Source organism: Acinetobacter sp. YH01024 (assembly GCF_013420195.1).
Taxonomy (GTDB): domain Bacteria; phylum Pseudomonadota; class Gammaproteobacteria; order Pseudomonadales; family Moraxellaceae; genus Acinetobacter; species Acinetobacter amyesii.
The window spans coordinates 20,203-35,669 of the sequence record NZ_VOYQ01000020.1 but is presented as its reverse complement, the minus strand read 5'-3'; the positions used below and the strand labels follow the sequence as shown (position 1 = coordinate 35,669).

The window sequence follows — 15,467 nt, the reverse complement described above, 5'->3', positions numbered from 1 at the left end:
AAGGATCAAGAATATGACAATTTTAAAAGAAATGAATGATTTAGACTGGTTTGATGTTTGTGCATTAGATGATATTACGCCAAATACAGGTGTGGGCGCACTGATTGAAAATCAGCAAATTGCGATATTCCGTGTCGGTGAAGAAAAGCGGGTTTATGCGCTCAGCAATCAAGACCCATTTAGCCAAGCCTATGTTATGTCCCGCGGTATTATTGGTGACTTGCAGGGTGAACGTGTTATTGCATCACCCATTTATAAACAGCATTTCAGCCTTGCTACTGGACGCTGCTTAGAAGATAAAGACCAAAAACTCTTGGTTTTTCCAAGCAAAATTGAAAATGGCCGTGTGCTGATTAGTCCAACTGCTCAAAAAACCTATATTACCAATAACGCGCCATCGTCTGAACTGATGAAACTAGTTTTGGTCGGCAATGGCTTAGCGGGTATGCGCTGCTTAGAAGATCTGCTGGATATGGCGCCAGAGCGTTATGAAATTACAGTCATAGGCGAAGAGCCTTGGGGCAATTACAACCGCATTATGCTTTCACCTGTGCTTTCAGGTGATAAAACCATTGAAGATATCATGCTGCATTCACATGCTTGGTATAAAGACAAAAATATCCGTTTTGTAGCAGGTGATGCGGCGGTACGCATAGACCGTCCGCGCAAGCAGGTATACACAGAAAAAGGCTTGGTCATCGATTATGACCGTCTGATTTTAGCGACAGGTTCTAAGCCATTTATTCCGCCTATACCGGGAACTGACTTAAAAGGTGTTCTCAGCTTCCGTGATATTTATGATGTAAACCGCATGCTGGATTACTGTAAATCTAAGCAAAATGCAGTGGTGATTGGCGGCGGTTTACTTGGCCTGGAGGCTGCGTACGGCCTGAAACAGCGTGGCATGAATGTCACAGTGCTGCATTTGATGGACCGCATTATGGACCGCCAGCTGGATGAAAAAGCCAGCTTAATGCTCAATCATGCGATTGAACAAAAAGGTATAAAAATCATGACTGCAGCCAATACCCAAGAGTTGATGGGTGAAGATGGCCATGTCAAGCAGCTGCGTTTGCAGGACGGTACTGTTTTAGATGCAGATCTTGTGGTTTTTGCGGTGGGTATTCGTCCGAATATTGAGCTTGCTCAAAGTGCAGGACTGCGCTGCGGCCGCGGTGTCATGGTGAATGACACCATGCAAACGTTTGATCCGAGTATTTATGCGGTGGGTGAATGTATTGAACACCGCAGCCAAACTTTCGGTTTAGTTGAACCGCTTTGGGGACAGGCATTCATTTGTGCATCGCATTTGGCCGAACATGGCAGCTTAACCTTTAAAGCGCCTACGGTTCCGACACAGTTAAAAGTCAGCGGCTGTGATGTTTTTTCTGCAGGCAATTTTGAACCGTTAGAAGATTTTGAAGATATTATTTTGAATGATGAAAAGCGTCAGATTTATAAACGCATTATTATTCAAAAAGATAGAGTGATTGGCGCTGTGCTGTTTGGCGATACTGAAGACGGTGCATGGTATGCAGAATTGATTTCAGATCAAACTCCAATTTCAAGCATCCGAAACAAATTGCTGTTTGGTAAGGATTTTGCATTAAAGAAAGCAGGGTGATTCATTATTAATCAAAGAATATAGTCACGACCGCGCAATTTCATTTTTAAGAAATTTGTATTTGCGTAGGTGTTGCCTCACTTTTGAAGGATCAAAAGTGACAAAAATCCTTTGTTGGGCGAAGGGTACATCCTATACCCCGCCCAACGGTGGCATCCATGCCACCACACGATAGTTAGTTTTAACTTAAATTTAAATAATTTAGTCATCTTTTGAAATTGGTCGTAACACTCAATTAATTGAGTTTGGAAAAAGGAGCCGGCAGAAGTGAATAGCATCCCGATCGTGGAACTGCATAGCTCCACAGAAAATAAAATTAAAACAACGCAAACCACCTGTCCATATTGTGGTGTCGGCTGCGGCGTGAGCGCAACAGTTGAACAGACTGCTTTAGGGCAAAAAGTCAGTGTGACTGGCGATACGAACCATCCATCAAACTATGGCAAGCTGTGCATTAAAGGCAGTAACTTAGCCGATACGATTGGATTAGAAACACGTGTCTTACAGCCGATGCTTGGGCGTCAAACATCACCATTTCATACTCGTCAGGCTACAGATTGGAACACAGCAACAGCACTGATTGCCGAAAAATTTCAGCAATGTATAGATCTTTACGGACGTGAAAGCATCGCTTTTTATGTGTCGGGCCAACTGCTGACGGAGGATTACTATGCCGTTAACAAATTTGTCAAAGGCTATTTAGGTACTGCAAATATTGACACCAATTCACGGCTTTGCATGTCATCGGCTGTGGCGGCACATAAGCGTGCATTTGGTGAAGACCTTGTACCAGCAAGCTATGAAGACTTTGAGCATACAGATATGGTGGTGCTGGTCGGATCCAATACAGCATGGTGCCATCCCGTGCTGTATCAGCGCATTATGAAAGCCAAAGAAGAACGTGATTTGTTCGTAGTGGTCATTGATCCGCGCTTTACCAGTACCTGTGAGGCTGCAGATTTGCATTTGCCAATTTTACCGGGGCAAGATGTCGCACTGTTCAATGGTTTGCTGCAGTATTTAGTACAAAATAATCATAGTGATGTAGATTTTATCACCAAACATACTCAAGGTTTGGCGCAAGCGCTGGAGCAAAGTAAAACAGAAGCTTCTATGACAGCAGTTGCTGAGCGTACAGGTATTTCTTTAGAAAAATTACAGCTATTTTTTGAAAAATTTGCGCAAACTGACAAAGTTATGTCGCTATTTTCGATGGGGGTTAATCAGTCTTCGCGTGGTGTAGACAAAGCCAACAGTATTATTAACTGCCATTTGCTGACTGGCAAAATCGGAAAATTAGGTGCAGCGCCTTTTTCTATGACAGGTCAGCCCAATGCAATGGGTGGCCGCGAGGTTGGCGGCTTAGCCAATATGCTGGCTGCGCACTTAGATGTCGATAACACAGCGCATCAGGCATTAGTACAAGCGTTTTGGCAAAGTCCATTTATTGCCAATAAAGCGGGATTAAAAGCGGTTGATCTGTTTCAGGCGGTTGAAAGCGGCAAAATAAAAGTCATCTGGATTATGGCTACTAATCCTGTAGTTAGCTTGCCAGATGCAGATCAAGTCAAACGTGCCTTAGAGCAATGCGAGTTTGTAGTGGTGTCGGATATTTGCAAAGACACAGACACAGCAATATATGCAGATGTGCTTTTACCTGCATTGGGCTGGGGTGAAAAAGACGGAACCGTTACCAATTCTGAACGCCGTATTTCACGTCAAACTGCTTTTTTAGATGCGCCGGGTGAAGCCAGAGCAGACTGGTGGTCTATTGCACAAGTTGCGAAAAAGATGGGTTATAGCGGTTTTGACTACAGCAGCAGCTATGACATATTTATTGAACATGCAAAATTATCTGCTTATCAAAATGCGCCTTTAGATCAACGTGATACCACTGAGTCTTTTCGCTACTTTAATTTGCAGGGTTTAAGTAAGTTATCTGCACAAGATTATGCTGAATTAAAGCCCGTGCAATGGCCAGTTTGGCAGTTAGATCAGAGCGCTGATGCAGTCAGCCGTTTGTTTGCAGCAGGCCAATTCAGCCATGCGGATGCCAAAGCTAAGTTTGTAGCAACAACCGCTATTGACCCTTTGAACAAGATTTGCGGCGAATATCCGCTGGTTTTAAATACTGGCCGTATCCGTGATCAATGGCACACCATGAGCCGTACGGGTTTATCTGCAAACTTGAGTACACATATCGCCGAACCATTTTGTGAAATACACCCGCAAGATGCACTGAAGTTTGGTGTTAAAGATGGTGAACTGATTGAGGTGAAATCTAACTGGGGCTTATGTATTTTACGTGCACAGGTCAGCAGTAAAATTCGACGCGGTCAAATTTTTGCGCCAATTCATTGGAATGACCAAGTCGCATCGGATGCGCGTATTGGCAAAGTGGTGAATCCTGTGGTCGATGCACTATCTGGTGAGCCTGAATTTAAACATACACCTGTATTTGTACAGCCGTTTTATACACAGTGGCAAGGTGTACTGTATGTACGTGACGGCTTTGAGCAAATGGTGCAAAACACCATTCAAAACACGGTGTGGTGGACCAAAATTAAAACAGCGAAAGCGACACGTTTTGAGTTGGCAGATCGTAAAAAATTTAGAAACACGGTTCAGCAGCTGAAAACATTACTGCCATTTACCGATGAAAGCTTTGAATGGCTGAATTTGGAAGATCAAACTGCCGATTTGAGTCATACCGTGGTGCTGCAAGATGGGCATTTAATTGCCAGTCTATATATTGCGCAACGCTCTATGCTGCCAGACCGTGATTGGATTGCTGGCATGTTTAAGCGTGAACGACTAAGCGCAATGCACCGCAAAGCGCTGCTTGCAGGTCAGCAGATGAACATGACCAACAGTGCAGGTCCGCTGGTGTGCAGCTGTTTCAAAGTTGGCAAAAATACCATTATCGAAACCATTAAAGAAAAGAATATTACCCATGAAAAACAAGTTACTGCATGTTTAAAGGCTGGCGGCAATTGCGGTTCGTGCTTATCAGAAATTCGAGGCTTAATTAAAGCCTGTCAGACGGAGTACGCAGAATGATGAAAAAAATCACCAAATCAGTAAGCTATCCAGAAACAGACTTGGTTATTTTGGCGGGCGGTCAAGCCCGCAGAATGAACGGTATAAATAAAGTTTTACAAAAATTTGATGATGAAATTCAGCTCATTAAGATTCATCAGTGTTTAAAGTCACGGGCTGCAAATGTCTGGATTAACAGCCATCGTGACCATTCAATCTATGAATGCATGATTCCTTCAATAAAGCTGTATAAAGATGATGAAGCGGGTTTTTTAGGGCCGTTGATGGGCATGAAAAGCGCGTGGTCACATGTACAGTCGGATTATGTTTTGTTTGTCCCGTGCGATGTGACCTATATCCCGAAGAAAGTGCTTTCGAGATTACATCAGGCTATGCAGCGGGATCCCTTGTGTGAAGTGGCAGTTGTGGAAATTAATGGCAAAGCGCTGTATCCATTTTGTTTGCTGAAACGAAGCAGTCTCACAATGCTGCAAGCCCATCTTGATCAAAAACAGCGCAGTTTGAAGGGGTGTTTCAGTAAAATGCACATGCAAGTTGCACGTTTTCAAAATAATGCACTCTTTTTTCACAGTATTAACTCTCTAGATGAGCTGCAGCAGCACCGTCAGCTGAATTTTCTCTAAAAGCTGTACCTTTTGCGGAGCTTTCATTTTAAATGATGAGCCTAATGTGCTGTTTTTGAACCCAGAGAGAAAATCTACAGCCAATATGAAGCTTTTGAGCATGATATATAGCGATAAAACAGACTGCTTTTATACCTTAGATAATGGGCTTAACGGCAATTTATATTTTTAATTGCTATTAGTTATTTATAAGTTATTGATTTTGTGTGTCAAAAAAACAAACCAAATCCTCTGAAATAAATATTCAAAAAAGCGCAAAGTTGGAACACTTATTGCAATTTTTACTGCAAGAAAAGAGGGCGCAAAATTTGTACTGAGCTAAGACAGGGCAAATGACAGCACCATGGAAGAAAAACATGAACAGCATGACACAATTACAGCCAGTGACCATTTTTAAGGATCAGTTTGGCCGTGAAAAACGCAAGTTGCGTATTTCAGTGACAGACCGCTGTAATTTTAAATGTGTCTATTGTATGCCTGAACACCCTGAATGGATGAAAAAGCATAATCTTCTCAGTTTTGAATCACTTTACAATTTTTGTGAGTTTATGGTGCTGCGCGGGATTGATCAGATCCGGATCACGGGCGGCGAACCTCTCATACGTCAAGGCGTTGTGCATTTTATTGAACAGCTGCAACAGCTGAGAAAGCTAGGCCTTAAACGTATATCCATGACCACCAATGGACATTATCTGAAACAATATGCACAGGCCCTAAAACAAGCTGGCTTAGATGGCATAAATATCAGTTTAGACAGTTTGGATGAAGCGCAATTTTTTCAGCTGACGCAAAAACAATTACAGCCAGTATTAGAAGGGATTGAAGCGGCTAAGCAAGCGGGCTTTGACATTAAGATTAATACAGTTTTGATTAGAGATCTGAATGATCAGCAGATTATTCCTTTAACTTATTGGGCACAGCAGCAGCGTTTTGAGCTGCGCTTCATTGAGTTCATGCCTTTAGACGGTGATCAAAACTGGACTAAAGATTCCGTTGTCACTGAACAAGAAATATTAACGACATTGAAAACCGTTTTTGAGGTGAACATCTTGTGTGGGCAAGGTGCATCGCCAGCCCGCAGCTATGAAGTAAACGGTTTACCGATTGGGATTATCTCAACCATCAGTAATTCATTTTGCGGTAGCTGTGACCGTTTAAGACTGAATGCTCAAGGTGAGTTTTTTAACTGTTTATTTGCAAAAAAAGGCTTAGACCTGAGCAAGGACATACGCTCACTTAAAAGCACACTGGCTGAAAATGAAAATCCGCTGGATACGTTGAACATGCAAAACAAACTTGGCAGCTATATTTGGCAAAAAGAACAGGGCTTTCACACGATTACAGCGTCTAGTACTAGCAATACCAGAAAAATCAGCATGCATATGATTGGAGGTTAATGATGACTCAAATCACCATCAAAATTGAATCTTTTGGCGCTATTGAGCGTTTATTGCCAGCGCATTTGAGTCTGACTTGCTTGGCACAGCAGTCAATTGCAGAGGTTTTGCAGCAAGTTGCAAATCAATTTCCAGAATCATTCAGCATGCTTGAGCGCTGCGCCTGTGCCATTGGGGAAGACATTGTGCCAAGACAAACCGCATTGATGCAGGACAGTACCGTTGTGCTGCTGTCACCTGTGGCGGGAGGCTGAATATGGAGCTCAAGCATATTTCACGCATACAAGATACAGTATTCAGCCAAGCTGATTTTGACAGCATTGAGGCATTTCCTGAATGCGGCGGTATAGGTGTATTTATTGGCGCGGTTCGTAATCACCATGAAGGCAAAGCGGTAAAAGCCCTGAAATATACAGCTTATGCGCCTGTGGCTGAGAAAATGATCCGACAAATTGAACAGGAAATTCAAGCCAAATACGACGTGTCATATGTACGGGTTGTGCATCGTATTGGCAGTTTAGATATTGGTGATACTGCAATTATTGCTATGGCTTATGCACCGCACCGCCGTGAAGCTTTTGCAGCCTGCGAAGAAGCGGTTGAACGTGTAAAGCATGAAGTGCCTGTTTGGAAAGAAGAGTTTTATATGGATGGCAGCAGTCAATATGTAGAGGGCTGCTGTATTCGTAAGGATCACGCGCCTGAAGTGGCAGATCACGAAACGAAGCATGCTCATGTTCATAGCGAGTCATGCGAACATTCACATCAAAATAGCCAGACCATGCATTTGAACGCCAATATTTACCAATGGCATTTATAAAACCCAAAATTCAATATTTTCAATATTACAGCTGAAAATGAACAAAATAAGGATAAAGCAATGAAAAATGTGGGCATGAAAGCGGAAAGTTACCGTACAGCCATTGCAACTGGAATACTGCATGCACCGCCACATTGTATTGAACTGCTGCGTAATGGCAATACAGAAAAAGGCGATGCGCTGAAAACCGCACGGATTGCAGGTATATTGGGCGCAAAACGCACGGATGAACTCATTCCGCTGTGTCATCCGCTGCCGATCTACCGTGCAGATGTGGAGTATGAATTATTTGAGGCGCATGTCGAAATTAGTGCAGTGGTTGAAACCATTGGTCCAACGGGTGTGGAAATGGAAGCTTTGACTGCGGTCAGTCTTGCCGGTTTAACGCTGTATGACATGCTGAAACCGCATTGTGAACCAGAGGATTTGTGCTTAGATCAAGTGAAACTGCAAAAGAAAAAAGGCGGTAAATCACATTTTACCCGTGTATTAAAAGAAAGCTTATCGGCTTCGATTATTGTGCTTTCAGATACAGTTGCTGCCGGTAAAAAACCAGATACTGCGGGGCAAAATGTCCTCGAAATTTTAGAAGAAGCAAACTTCAGCAACATCAGCTATCAAGTGATACCAGACAGTCCTGAACAGCTGCTTACCTTGATTGAGCAGCAAAAAAATCAATACCCGCTGATATTGACGGTTGGCGGTACGGGTTTAGGGCCAAAAGATTTAACTGTAGAAACGATACAGCCACTGCTAAAACGGGAAATTCCTGGGCTAATGGAAGCATCCCGCAGTTTTGGGCAGAAACGCACGCCTTATGCAGCGCTCAGCCGCGGTGTTGCTGGCTATATTGATGACAGTTTAGTCATTACACTGCCGGGCAGCAGACAAGGCGCAAAAGAATCACTAGTTGCCATTTTACCTGCCTTGGTACATCTCTTTGATGTGCAGAAAAATATTCCCCATGCAGGAGGCTACCAATGAACCAAGCCGTATTGCATACAGGCTGCGGTGCTGAAGCAGGGCTGATTTCAGTGGACGAAGCACTTGCGCTGATTCAGACACATACGCAAAGTTTGGCGCATGAAACTTTGGCGCTTCAGCACGCTTTAGGCCGTTATTTGGCGGCAGATGTACATTCACAAATTCAGCTGCCTTTATTTGCTCAGAGTGCTGTAGACGGCTATGCCATATGCGCAGCGGGTGAAATTAAAGCAGGCACGCAATTTGAGCTCATTGGAGAAATCCGCGCAGGGCAAACGGCTGAAATAAGCCTAAAAGCAGGGCAAGCTGTCCGGATATTTACTGGCGCACCGATTCCGGAAAGTACAGCAACTGTGGCGCGGCAAGAAATAGTGAAGGCGGATACACAGCAGATTGAACTGACTGCAGCCTTAAACCCGCATGCAGATATTCGAGATGCAGGTGAGGAAATTTCAGTTGGACAATGTTTAGCAGCACGTGGTCAAAAGCTGACGGTTGGATCAATTGCAGCGCTCAGTATGGCTGGTATTTCACACTGCGAAGTTTTTGCCTATCCGAAAATTGCGGTCGTAATTACAGGTGATGAAGTTGCGCAAAATATAGAAGATTACCGTGCAGGTAAAATATTTGATGCCAATGCGCCGCTGATTTCAGCATGGTTTCAGTTGCAGCACGTCCAAGTTGAAGTGATTCATATTGCAGATGAAAAACAAGCGGTTTTAGATTTATTCAACCGTTTAAAAGACAGCTTTGATTTAATTTTAACGACTGGCGGCGTATCTGTAGGTGATTATGATTTTGTTCGTCCCGCAGCCTTGGACATCGGTTTTCAGCAAATTTTTTGGAAAGTAAAACAAAAACCCGGCAAACCGATGCTGTTTTCACAATATCGACGTCCAGACAGCACCTCCTGTTATTTACTCGGACTGCCGGGCAATCCCGCTGCTGTTTATGTCGGCATGCAAATTTATACAGATACATTATTGAAAGCTTTGCAAGGTCAAACACCCCCGCTGGTCTGGTTCAGCGCAGTCATGACACATGACCTAAAAGCTGATGCACGTGAGCGGTTTTTAAGAATGTCGGCGCACTTTGATAAGCAAGGCAAACTGCAACTAACTAGCCTGTCTAAACAGCAGTCACATATGCTGAGCAATTTAATGCAAGCCAATTGCATTGTTCGGATTCCTGCAGGGCAGCCTGTGCAAGCAGGACAAATTCTTCAAGGCGTATTTATTCAGGAATAGGAGTTTGCTATGCGATTCAAATTTATTTTAGCAGCAGGACTGAGCTTCATTGCTGGCGCATCTCAGGCGGAAACAGTCAAAATTTATGCTGCAGCCAGTTTAAGCAATGCTATTGCCGATATTGCAAAGCAATATCAGGCACAGAATCCAGACATCAAAATTGTACCGGTATTTGGTGCATCTTCTGCTTTAGCCAAGCAAATTGAAGCCGGTGCACCAAGTGATCTGTATTTTTCAGCAGATGTAGACTGGATGAATTATTTGGTGCAGAAGCAGAAAGTACCTGCAAAGCAAGTGTTCAATATGCTGAGCAATGATTTGGTGCTGATTACGCCTAAAGCGGTGAATATGCAATTTAGGGCCGTGCCGCAGTTTAATTTTTCCAAGGCATTTCAAGGTCACTTATGTACAGGTCAAATGGAGTCTGTACCTGCTGGAAAATATGCACAACAAAGCCTAACCAAGTTGGGCTGGCTATCAAGTTTGAATGGAAGGATTGTCGGGACAGATGATGTACGATCGGCTTTGGCTTTTGTTGAACGCGGTGAGTGCCAAGCGGGGATTGTTTACCGTACCGATGCGCTGATCAGTTCTAAAGTTAAAATAGCCGGGATTTTTCCAAATCATACTCATCAACCGATCATTTATCCATTGGCTTTAACACATCAAGGCGCAGCTAAACCTGAGGCCGTGAAGTTTTACCGTTATCTTAAAGACCATGCGCAAAGCAAAATGCTGTTTAAGTATTATGGCTTTGGTGTGAAAGGCTAAAGCATGCTGAGCCTAGAAGAGTGGAGCGCATTGTATCTATCGGCTAAAGTTGCCGTTTGCGCCACTGTATTTTGCTTACCATTTGCTATAGGGCTGGCATGGGTTTTGGCGCGCTATGAGTTTCATTTAAAATTTTTGGTCGAAGCACTTTTACAAATGCCAATGGTGCTGCCGCCGGTGGTTCTAGGATATTTGCTATTGGTGCTGTTTGGTTCAAATGGCTGGATCGGCAAGATGCTAATTGAATGGGGAATTCAGCTGGTTTTTAATTGGAAAGGCGCCGTTTTAGCATCGATGATTGTGTCATTTCCGCTGATTGTGCAGCCGATCCGTTTGTCTTTTCAAATGATCAATCAACAGCTTGAGCAGGTTGCAGGCTCACTAGGCGCACATCCTTTACGGGTATTTGTCTCAATCAGCCTGCCGCTGGCTTTACCAGGGATTTTAATTGGCAGCATTTTAGGCTTTAGCCGAAGTCTAGGTGAGTTTGGCGCAACCATTACCTTTGTCGGCAATATTCCTGATGAAACCCGAACCATTCCTATCGCCATTTATTCGCTGATACAGCAGCCCAATGGCGAAGAATCCGCAATGCGTTTAGTGATCCTTTCACTGCTGGCGGCTTTTGGCGCATTGATTGCCAATTATTATATTTTACAGCACTATCAGCGAAAACTCGGAGCCGGCCATGCTTCAGTGTGATTTTCAGTTTCAATACACCGATTTTAAGTTGCAGGCTCGGCTGCAGATGCAGGATCAGCTGCTGGGCATTATGGGGCCATCAGGCAGCGGCAAGTCTACGCTGCTGAAAAATTTGGTTGGTTTGCTGCAGCCGCAGCAAGGTTATATTTCGCTGAATCAGCATGATGTGTTCGATACGGCGCAGAAGATTAACGTGCCGATGCATAAACGCCATATTGCGCTGATTTTTCAAAAAGCATGGCTTTTCCCGCATATGAATGTGCAGCAAAATCTGCAATATGCAGATAAGTTAAGCGCAAAGAAAAATGCGCAATTTCAATTTCATCAAGTTGTGGATTTGCTTGAGTTAAAGCCGCTGCTCAAACGGCGGGCACATGAACTTTCCGGAGGCGAGGCGCAGCGTGTTTCCATAGGCCGGGCATTGCTGTCACAGCCTGATCTGCTGCTGTTAGATGAACCGCTGACAGGACTTGACCGCAGGCTGAAAGATCAAATATTGCCATTTTTAAACACGGTGAAAGAACAGTCGGCGCTGCCGATGATATATGTCACGCATCATAGTGATGAGTTAGATTATTTAAAAGCCCATATTTTGCATCTAGAAAATGGTCAAATAAGTTTTTAAATAAATATAAATTATATAAGTAATAACAGTAAATTAGATGAAAAAATGGCATTAAGCTGCATCTTAAAGTTTTGATTAGAACTATGAAAAACTCATTTTCTAGATTAAATTGTTACAAAACAAGGGAGAACACAGCGTTTTCCCTTTTTTATTCCTAATGATCTTGGAAATAATGATTTGTACGACTGAACGTGCAGACAGGGAATCTAATCGATGCATGATGATAGCTTAGCCACACATAATTCAACTGCAAAACTGGGTGCAGGGCTATCTAATCGGCATATCACGATGATCAGTATCGGTGGTGTAATTGGTGCTGGACTGTTTGTTGGATCATCTGCTGCGATTGCAAAAGCAGGGCCTGCCGCCGTTCTTGCTTATATAATTACTAGTATATTGGTTTTTTTAGTCATGCGAATGTTGGGGGAGATGGCAGTCGCTCAACCTGACACAGGCTCATTTTCAACCTATGCAAGAAAAGCCATAGGGCCATGGGCTGGCTTTACTATCGGATGGTTATATTGGTGGTTTTGGGTTTTAGTTATTCCTATTGAAGCAATTGCCGGTGCAGAAATTTTGCATGCATGGTTTCCATCAATATCCAGCGCTGTCTTTGCAACTATTTTTATTATTCTCCTCAGTTTAGCCAACTTTTTTAGTACTCGAAGTTTTGGTGAGTTTGAATTTTGGTTTTCTCTGATAAAAGTCTTGGCTATTGTGATTTTTATCGCCATTGGACTCACCGCAATATTTGGATTTTGGCCCTTAGCACCTAATGTAAGTGGTGTAGAAAATCTGTTCAAAAATGATGGATTTATGCCAAATGGCCTGGGTGGTGTACTTTCAGCAATATTGATTTCAGCATTTTCATTCTTTGGTGTAGAAATACTATCGATCGCTGCAGCAGAATCAAAAGATCCTGAGCAAAAAATTAAACGCGCAACCAATTTAGTGTTGTATCGGGTCATCTTATTTTTTGTGGTTTCAATTTTTATAACGGTTGCACTGGTAGATTGGCGTTCACCGCAATTACAACAATTAGGCACCTTCCAATATGTCTTGGTCAGTTTAAATGTCCCTCAATCCAAATTGATTATTGATAGTGTGGTATTTATTGCAGTTGCAAGTTGTATGAATGCCGCACTTTATAGTTCTTCAAGGATGTTATTTTCATTGGGGACACGTAAAGAAGCACCTCAATGGGTCACATCTATTAATGCCTCTGGTGTACCTGCTATTGCTGTATTTGCATCGTCTGTAGTGGGCTTAATTTGCTGCGCAGTCAACTATTTATTTCCAGGCCAAGTATTTGGATTTTTACTGTCTACAACAGGTTCAATTGCCTTATTGGTTTATTTAGTGATTGCATTTTCACAGCTTAAATTGAGAACACAAATCGAAAAAAATGGAACTGAGGTTGCGTTTAAAATGTGGCTATTTCCATGGCTGACATGGGCAGTCATTTTGGTGATCTTAAGTGTGCTGATCTATATGTTTTTATCTCCAGCCTACAGTTATGAAACTTCATTATCTTTAGGTGTTACGACATTGGTGGTTCTCTGCGGCTTAGTTGTGACAAGAAAAGCTAAGTTGAAGAATGATTCCGAACTGAATTAAAAATAAAGGTTTCGCCGATAAAAATCGTAATCATGAACCAATGGATTGTCTTTAGCATGTGCCGTGTCAGGGGATTAAAGCGAATGCCTTACGTTATATCTCTATGGCAATCCATTTTTAAGACAAATTCAAAGATTCACTTGACCTTCGACCGACTCCAAGCTTTATAATCGTTAAAATTTTCTTGATTGATGCAATATGCGTTCTGCGACATGGATAACAGTCTTAGTTGGATTATTCATGTTCCAAAGCCTTTGGAACGTGGCAGCCGCTTTCTGTGTGCATGAAGAGCAAACTCAAGTTGTTCAAAGCTATCATTTTGGTCATCATCAAAATACCTTATGCGTCAGCAGTGAAACCAATCCACAGCATTCGTTGCATCAAGCATCTGAATCCAGTAGCAAACCAGTCAAAAATACCGCTAACGATCTGCAACTCGGTGAAGATCATCAAGACCATTTACCGTCTATGACGCATTTGATTGTACAAAACCAACAATCGATTCTTTTTATTGCACATCAGAGCTTTGAATATTCGCCAAAATTTGTTTGGAAGAATCTTTATCAAGCCCCTGATTTATTACTGCAAACACCTCCTCCTGTTTATGCCCCGCTAATGGCGGGGTAGCCTAAAACATTCCCGCCACTTTTTTTAATAAATGAGTGGGAAAAATCATGTCTTTATATTTTATGGCGTTTATACGTCTAGGCTTAGCTGTCGGTATTTCGACGGCCTTACAAAGTACTTTTGCGGAAAATGTCAGTAGTTTTGAATCTGCATTTGCCAAAGTACAAAACTACCAAGCCCAAACTGATATTTGGCAACAACAACAGCAAATCTCTGATTTTAATCTGCGTCAAAGCAAGCTATGGCAAAACCCAAGTCTATCGATTGAACAAAATGGTTTTGGTAAAAATCAAGATCAAGAGCTCAGTATCGCAATCAGCCAGCCACTGGATGTATTCGGTCAGCGTAAAATCAATCAAGCACTCGCGAGTACCTCAGCACAGCAAATACAGTTGCAACAGCAAATTTGGAATGCGCAAAGTCAGTTGATTGTGAAGTTTGCATGGTCACAGCTAGCCATCGCTCAAAATGAGCAATCGATTTACGCTACACAGCTCAAACTCAGTAAATCTAATTTGGACAGCGCGCAAAAACGCTATCAGGCAGGCAGTATTGCTTTGGTGGATGTAGAGCGCGCTCAAATTGAAGCTTTGGAAATACAGCGTCTATACCAACAGGCGCTTTTAAAACAGCAAACTGTGGTGCGTCAGCTTTCTAATTTATGGGGTGAAACTACGTCGCAAATTGCGTTGAATAACAGCGTTACGCCTTGGCCTGAACAGAGCCAAAGTTTAGTTGAGCGTAATTTATCGGAAGGTTGGCTACAAAAATTGTATGCCTTGAATGTTCAGCAGGCAAATCAGCAAATTGAACATTTAAAAGTACAGGCACGTCCAAACCCAACCCTAAATATGGGCATGTCACGTACCAAGTCTCCAACTGACGCCAATGATACGGCCTTGGTACTTGGTGTGGATATTCCGCTCAATATTTTTAACCGCCAGCAATATGCCATTCCAATGGCGCAAAAACAGCAAATTTTATTAAATCATCAGCAACAGCGCGAGTTAAAACAGCAAGTTTTGGACATTGCCAATAGCATTCACCAGCTTAAAGGTCTGCGTATGCAGTTTGATGCCACAGGCAATCAGATTGGTTTGGCTGAAAAGGTTCAAAACCGAACTTTGCAAGGTTTTCAGGCAGGTAAATTTGCTATTACAGACGTACAGCAAACCACAAAACAACTCCAAGACCTTCGACTTAGCCAAATGCAAATTTTGGCGCAGGCTTGGCAAAGCGCACTCAGTGCTGAAGCCTTAAGTATTGGAACCAGTTATGAAGAAATCAGCCGTTCAGATGCTTATAGCCAATTGAATAAAAAAGCCATTGAGGCATCCCAAAATCTCATCAACAGCGCATCAGCACAATAA

14 protein-coding genes are annotated in these 15,467 nt (G+C 42.8%); all 14 read left to right on the top strand.

The window, feature by feature from the left end; translation table 11 throughout:
- The first annotated feature begins 13 nt into the window (after positions 1-13).
- The 14 genes from nirD to FTT88_RS09860 all read left to right on the top strand — a co-directional run bounded on the left by nirD (position 14) and on the right by FTT88_RS09860 (position 15,467).
- Positions 14-1,624 carry a nitrite reductase small subunit NirD gene (gene nirD / locus FTT88_RS09925; RefSeq protein ID WP_180054751.1) on the top strand — a complete coding sequence of 537 codons (1,611 nt, stop codon included), beginning with the start codon at positions 14-16 and terminating at the stop codon, positions 1,622-1,624.
- Positions 1,625-1,891: 267 nt separating this feature from the next.
- Positions 1,892-4,684 carry a nitrate reductase gene (locus FTT88_RS09920; RefSeq protein WP_180173899.1) on the top strand — a complete coding sequence of 931 codons (2,793 nt, stop codon included), beginning with the start codon at positions 1,892-1,894 and terminating at the stop codon, positions 4,682-4,684.
- Positions 4,684-5,307 (top strand): molybdenum cofactor guanylyltransferase, encoded by a 624-nt coding sequence (locus FTT88_RS09915; protein ID WP_373685806.1) that lies wholly within the window; start codon positions 4,684-4,686, stop codon positions 5,305-5,307. The genes FTT88_RS09920 and FTT88_RS09915 overlap by 1 nt, the downstream gene beginning before the upstream one ends.
- A 356-nt stretch (positions 5,308-5,663) precedes the next feature.
- Positions 5,664-6,704 (top strand): GTP 3',8-cyclase MoaA, encoded by a 1,041-nt coding sequence (moaA, locus tag FTT88_RS09910; RefSeq protein ID WP_180173898.1) that lies wholly within the window; start codon positions 5,664-5,666, stop codon positions 6,702-6,704.
- Between the two features lie 2 nt (positions 6,705-6,706).
- The gene (locus tag FTT88_RS09905; protein WP_180004419.1) at positions 6,707-6,958 is read left to right on the top strand and encodes a MoaD/ThiS family protein; all 252 of its coding nucleotides are present in this window, start codon (positions 6,707-6,709) and stop codon (positions 6,956-6,958) included.
- A 2-nt stretch (positions 6,959-6,960) separates the two neighbouring features.
- Positions 6,961-7,524, top strand: a complete 564-nt coding sequence (locus FTT88_RS09900; protein ID WP_180004420.1) for a molybdenum cofactor biosynthesis protein MoaE — start codon at positions 6,961-6,963, stop codon at positions 7,522-7,524.
- Positions 7,525-7,584: 60 nt separating this feature from the next.
- Positions 7,585-8,508: a bifunctional molybdenum cofactor biosynthesis protein MoaC/MoaB gene (gene moaCB, locus FTT88_RS09895; protein ID WP_180173897.1), complete on the top strand. Its 924-nt coding sequence runs from the start codon at positions 7,585-7,587 to the stop codon at positions 8,506-8,508.
- Positions 8,505-9,755: a molybdopterin molybdotransferase MoeA gene (locus FTT88_RS09890; RefSeq protein WP_180173896.1), complete on the top strand. Its 1,251-nt coding sequence runs from the start codon at positions 8,505-8,507 to the stop codon at positions 9,753-9,755. The genes moaCB and FTT88_RS09890 overlap by 4 nt, the downstream gene beginning before the upstream one ends.
- A 9-nt stretch (positions 9,756-9,764) precedes the next feature.
- Entirely contained in the window at positions 9,765-10,526 is a 762-nt protein-coding gene (gene modA, locus FTT88_RS09885) for a molybdate ABC transporter substrate-binding protein (protein WP_180173895.1), read from the top strand.
- Positions 10,527-10,529: 3 nt separating this feature from the next.
- Positions 10,530-11,228: a molybdate ABC transporter permease subunit gene (modB, locus tag FTT88_RS09880; RefSeq protein WP_180173894.1), complete on the top strand. Its 699-nt coding sequence runs from the start codon at positions 10,530-10,532 to the stop codon at positions 11,226-11,228.
- Complete coding sequence (locus FTT88_RS09875) at positions 11,215-11,853, top strand: ATP-binding cassette domain-containing protein (RefSeq protein WP_180173893.1); 639 nt, start codon at positions 11,215-11,217, stop codon at positions 11,851-11,853. The genes modB and FTT88_RS09875 overlap by 14 nt, the downstream gene beginning before the upstream one ends.
- Positions 11,854-12,066: 213 nt before the next feature.
- Positions 12,067-13,470, top strand: coding sequence for an amino acid permease (locus FTT88_RS09870; protein ID WP_180173892.1), 1,404 nt, complete (start codon positions 12,067-12,069; stop codon positions 13,468-13,470).
- A 198-nt stretch (positions 13,471-13,668) separates the two neighbouring features.
- Complete coding sequence (locus FTT88_RS09865) at positions 13,669-14,097, top strand: cation efflux protein, CzcI-like (protein WP_218945786.1); 429 nt, start codon at positions 13,669-13,671, stop codon at positions 14,095-14,097.
- Positions 14,098-14,144: 47 nt separating this feature from the next.
- Positions 14,145-15,467, top strand: coding sequence for a TolC family protein (locus FTT88_RS09860; protein ID WP_180173891.1), 1,323 nt, complete (start codon positions 14,145-14,147; stop codon positions 15,465-15,467).

What these genes read in the sequence shown, in the direction of transcription:
- FTT88_RS09860 (WP_180173891.1), top strand. Translation starts at nt 14,145, where the DNA reads ATGTCTTTATATTTTATGGCGTTTATACGTCTAGGCTTAGCTGTCGGT.
- FTT88_RS09875 (WP_180173893.1), top strand. Translation starts at nt 11,215, where the DNA reads ATGCTTCAGTGTGATTTTCAGTTTCAATACACCGATTTTAAGTTGCAG.
- modB (WP_180173894.1), top strand. Translation starts at nt 10,530, where the DNA reads ATGCTGAGCCTAGAAGAGTGGAGCGCATTGTATCTATCGGCTAAAGTT.
- moaCB (WP_180173897.1), top strand. Translation starts at nt 7,585, where the DNA reads ATGAAAAATGTGGGCATGAAAGCGGAAAGTTACCGTACAGCCATTGCA.
- FTT88_RS09900 (WP_180004420.1), top strand. Translation starts at nt 6,961, where the DNA reads ATGGAGCTCAAGCATATTTCACGCATACAAGATACAGTATTCAGCCAA.
- nirD (WP_180054751.1), top strand. Translation starts at nt 14, where the DNA reads ATGACAATTTTAAAAGAAATGAATGATTTAGACTGGTTTGATGTTTGT.
- FTT88_RS09890 (WP_180173896.1), top strand. Translation starts at nt 8,505, where the DNA reads ATGAACCAAGCCGTATTGCATACAGGCTGCGGTGCTGAAGCAGGGCTG.
- FTT88_RS09870 (WP_180173892.1), top strand. Translation starts at nt 12,067, where the DNA reads ATGCATGATGATAGCTTAGCCACACATAATTCAACTGCAAAACTGGGT.
- FTT88_RS09865 (WP_218945786.1), top strand. Translation starts at nt 13,669, where the DNA reads ATGCGTTCTGCGACATGGATAACAGTCTTAGTTGGATTATTCATGTTC.
- FTT88_RS09905 (WP_180004419.1), top strand. Translation starts at nt 6,707, where the DNA reads ATGACTCAAATCACCATCAAAATTGAATCTTTTGGCGCTATTGAGCGT.
- modA (WP_180173895.1), top strand. Translation starts at nt 9,765, where the DNA reads ATGCGATTCAAATTTATTTTAGCAGCAGGACTGAGCTTCATTGCTGGC.
- moaA (WP_180173898.1), top strand. Translation starts at nt 5,664, where the DNA reads ATGAACAGCATGACACAATTACAGCCAGTGACCATTTTTAAGGATCAG.
- FTT88_RS09915 (WP_373685806.1), top strand. Translation starts at nt 4,684, where the DNA reads ATGAAAAAAATCACCAAATCAGTAAGCTATCCAGAAACAGACTTGGTT.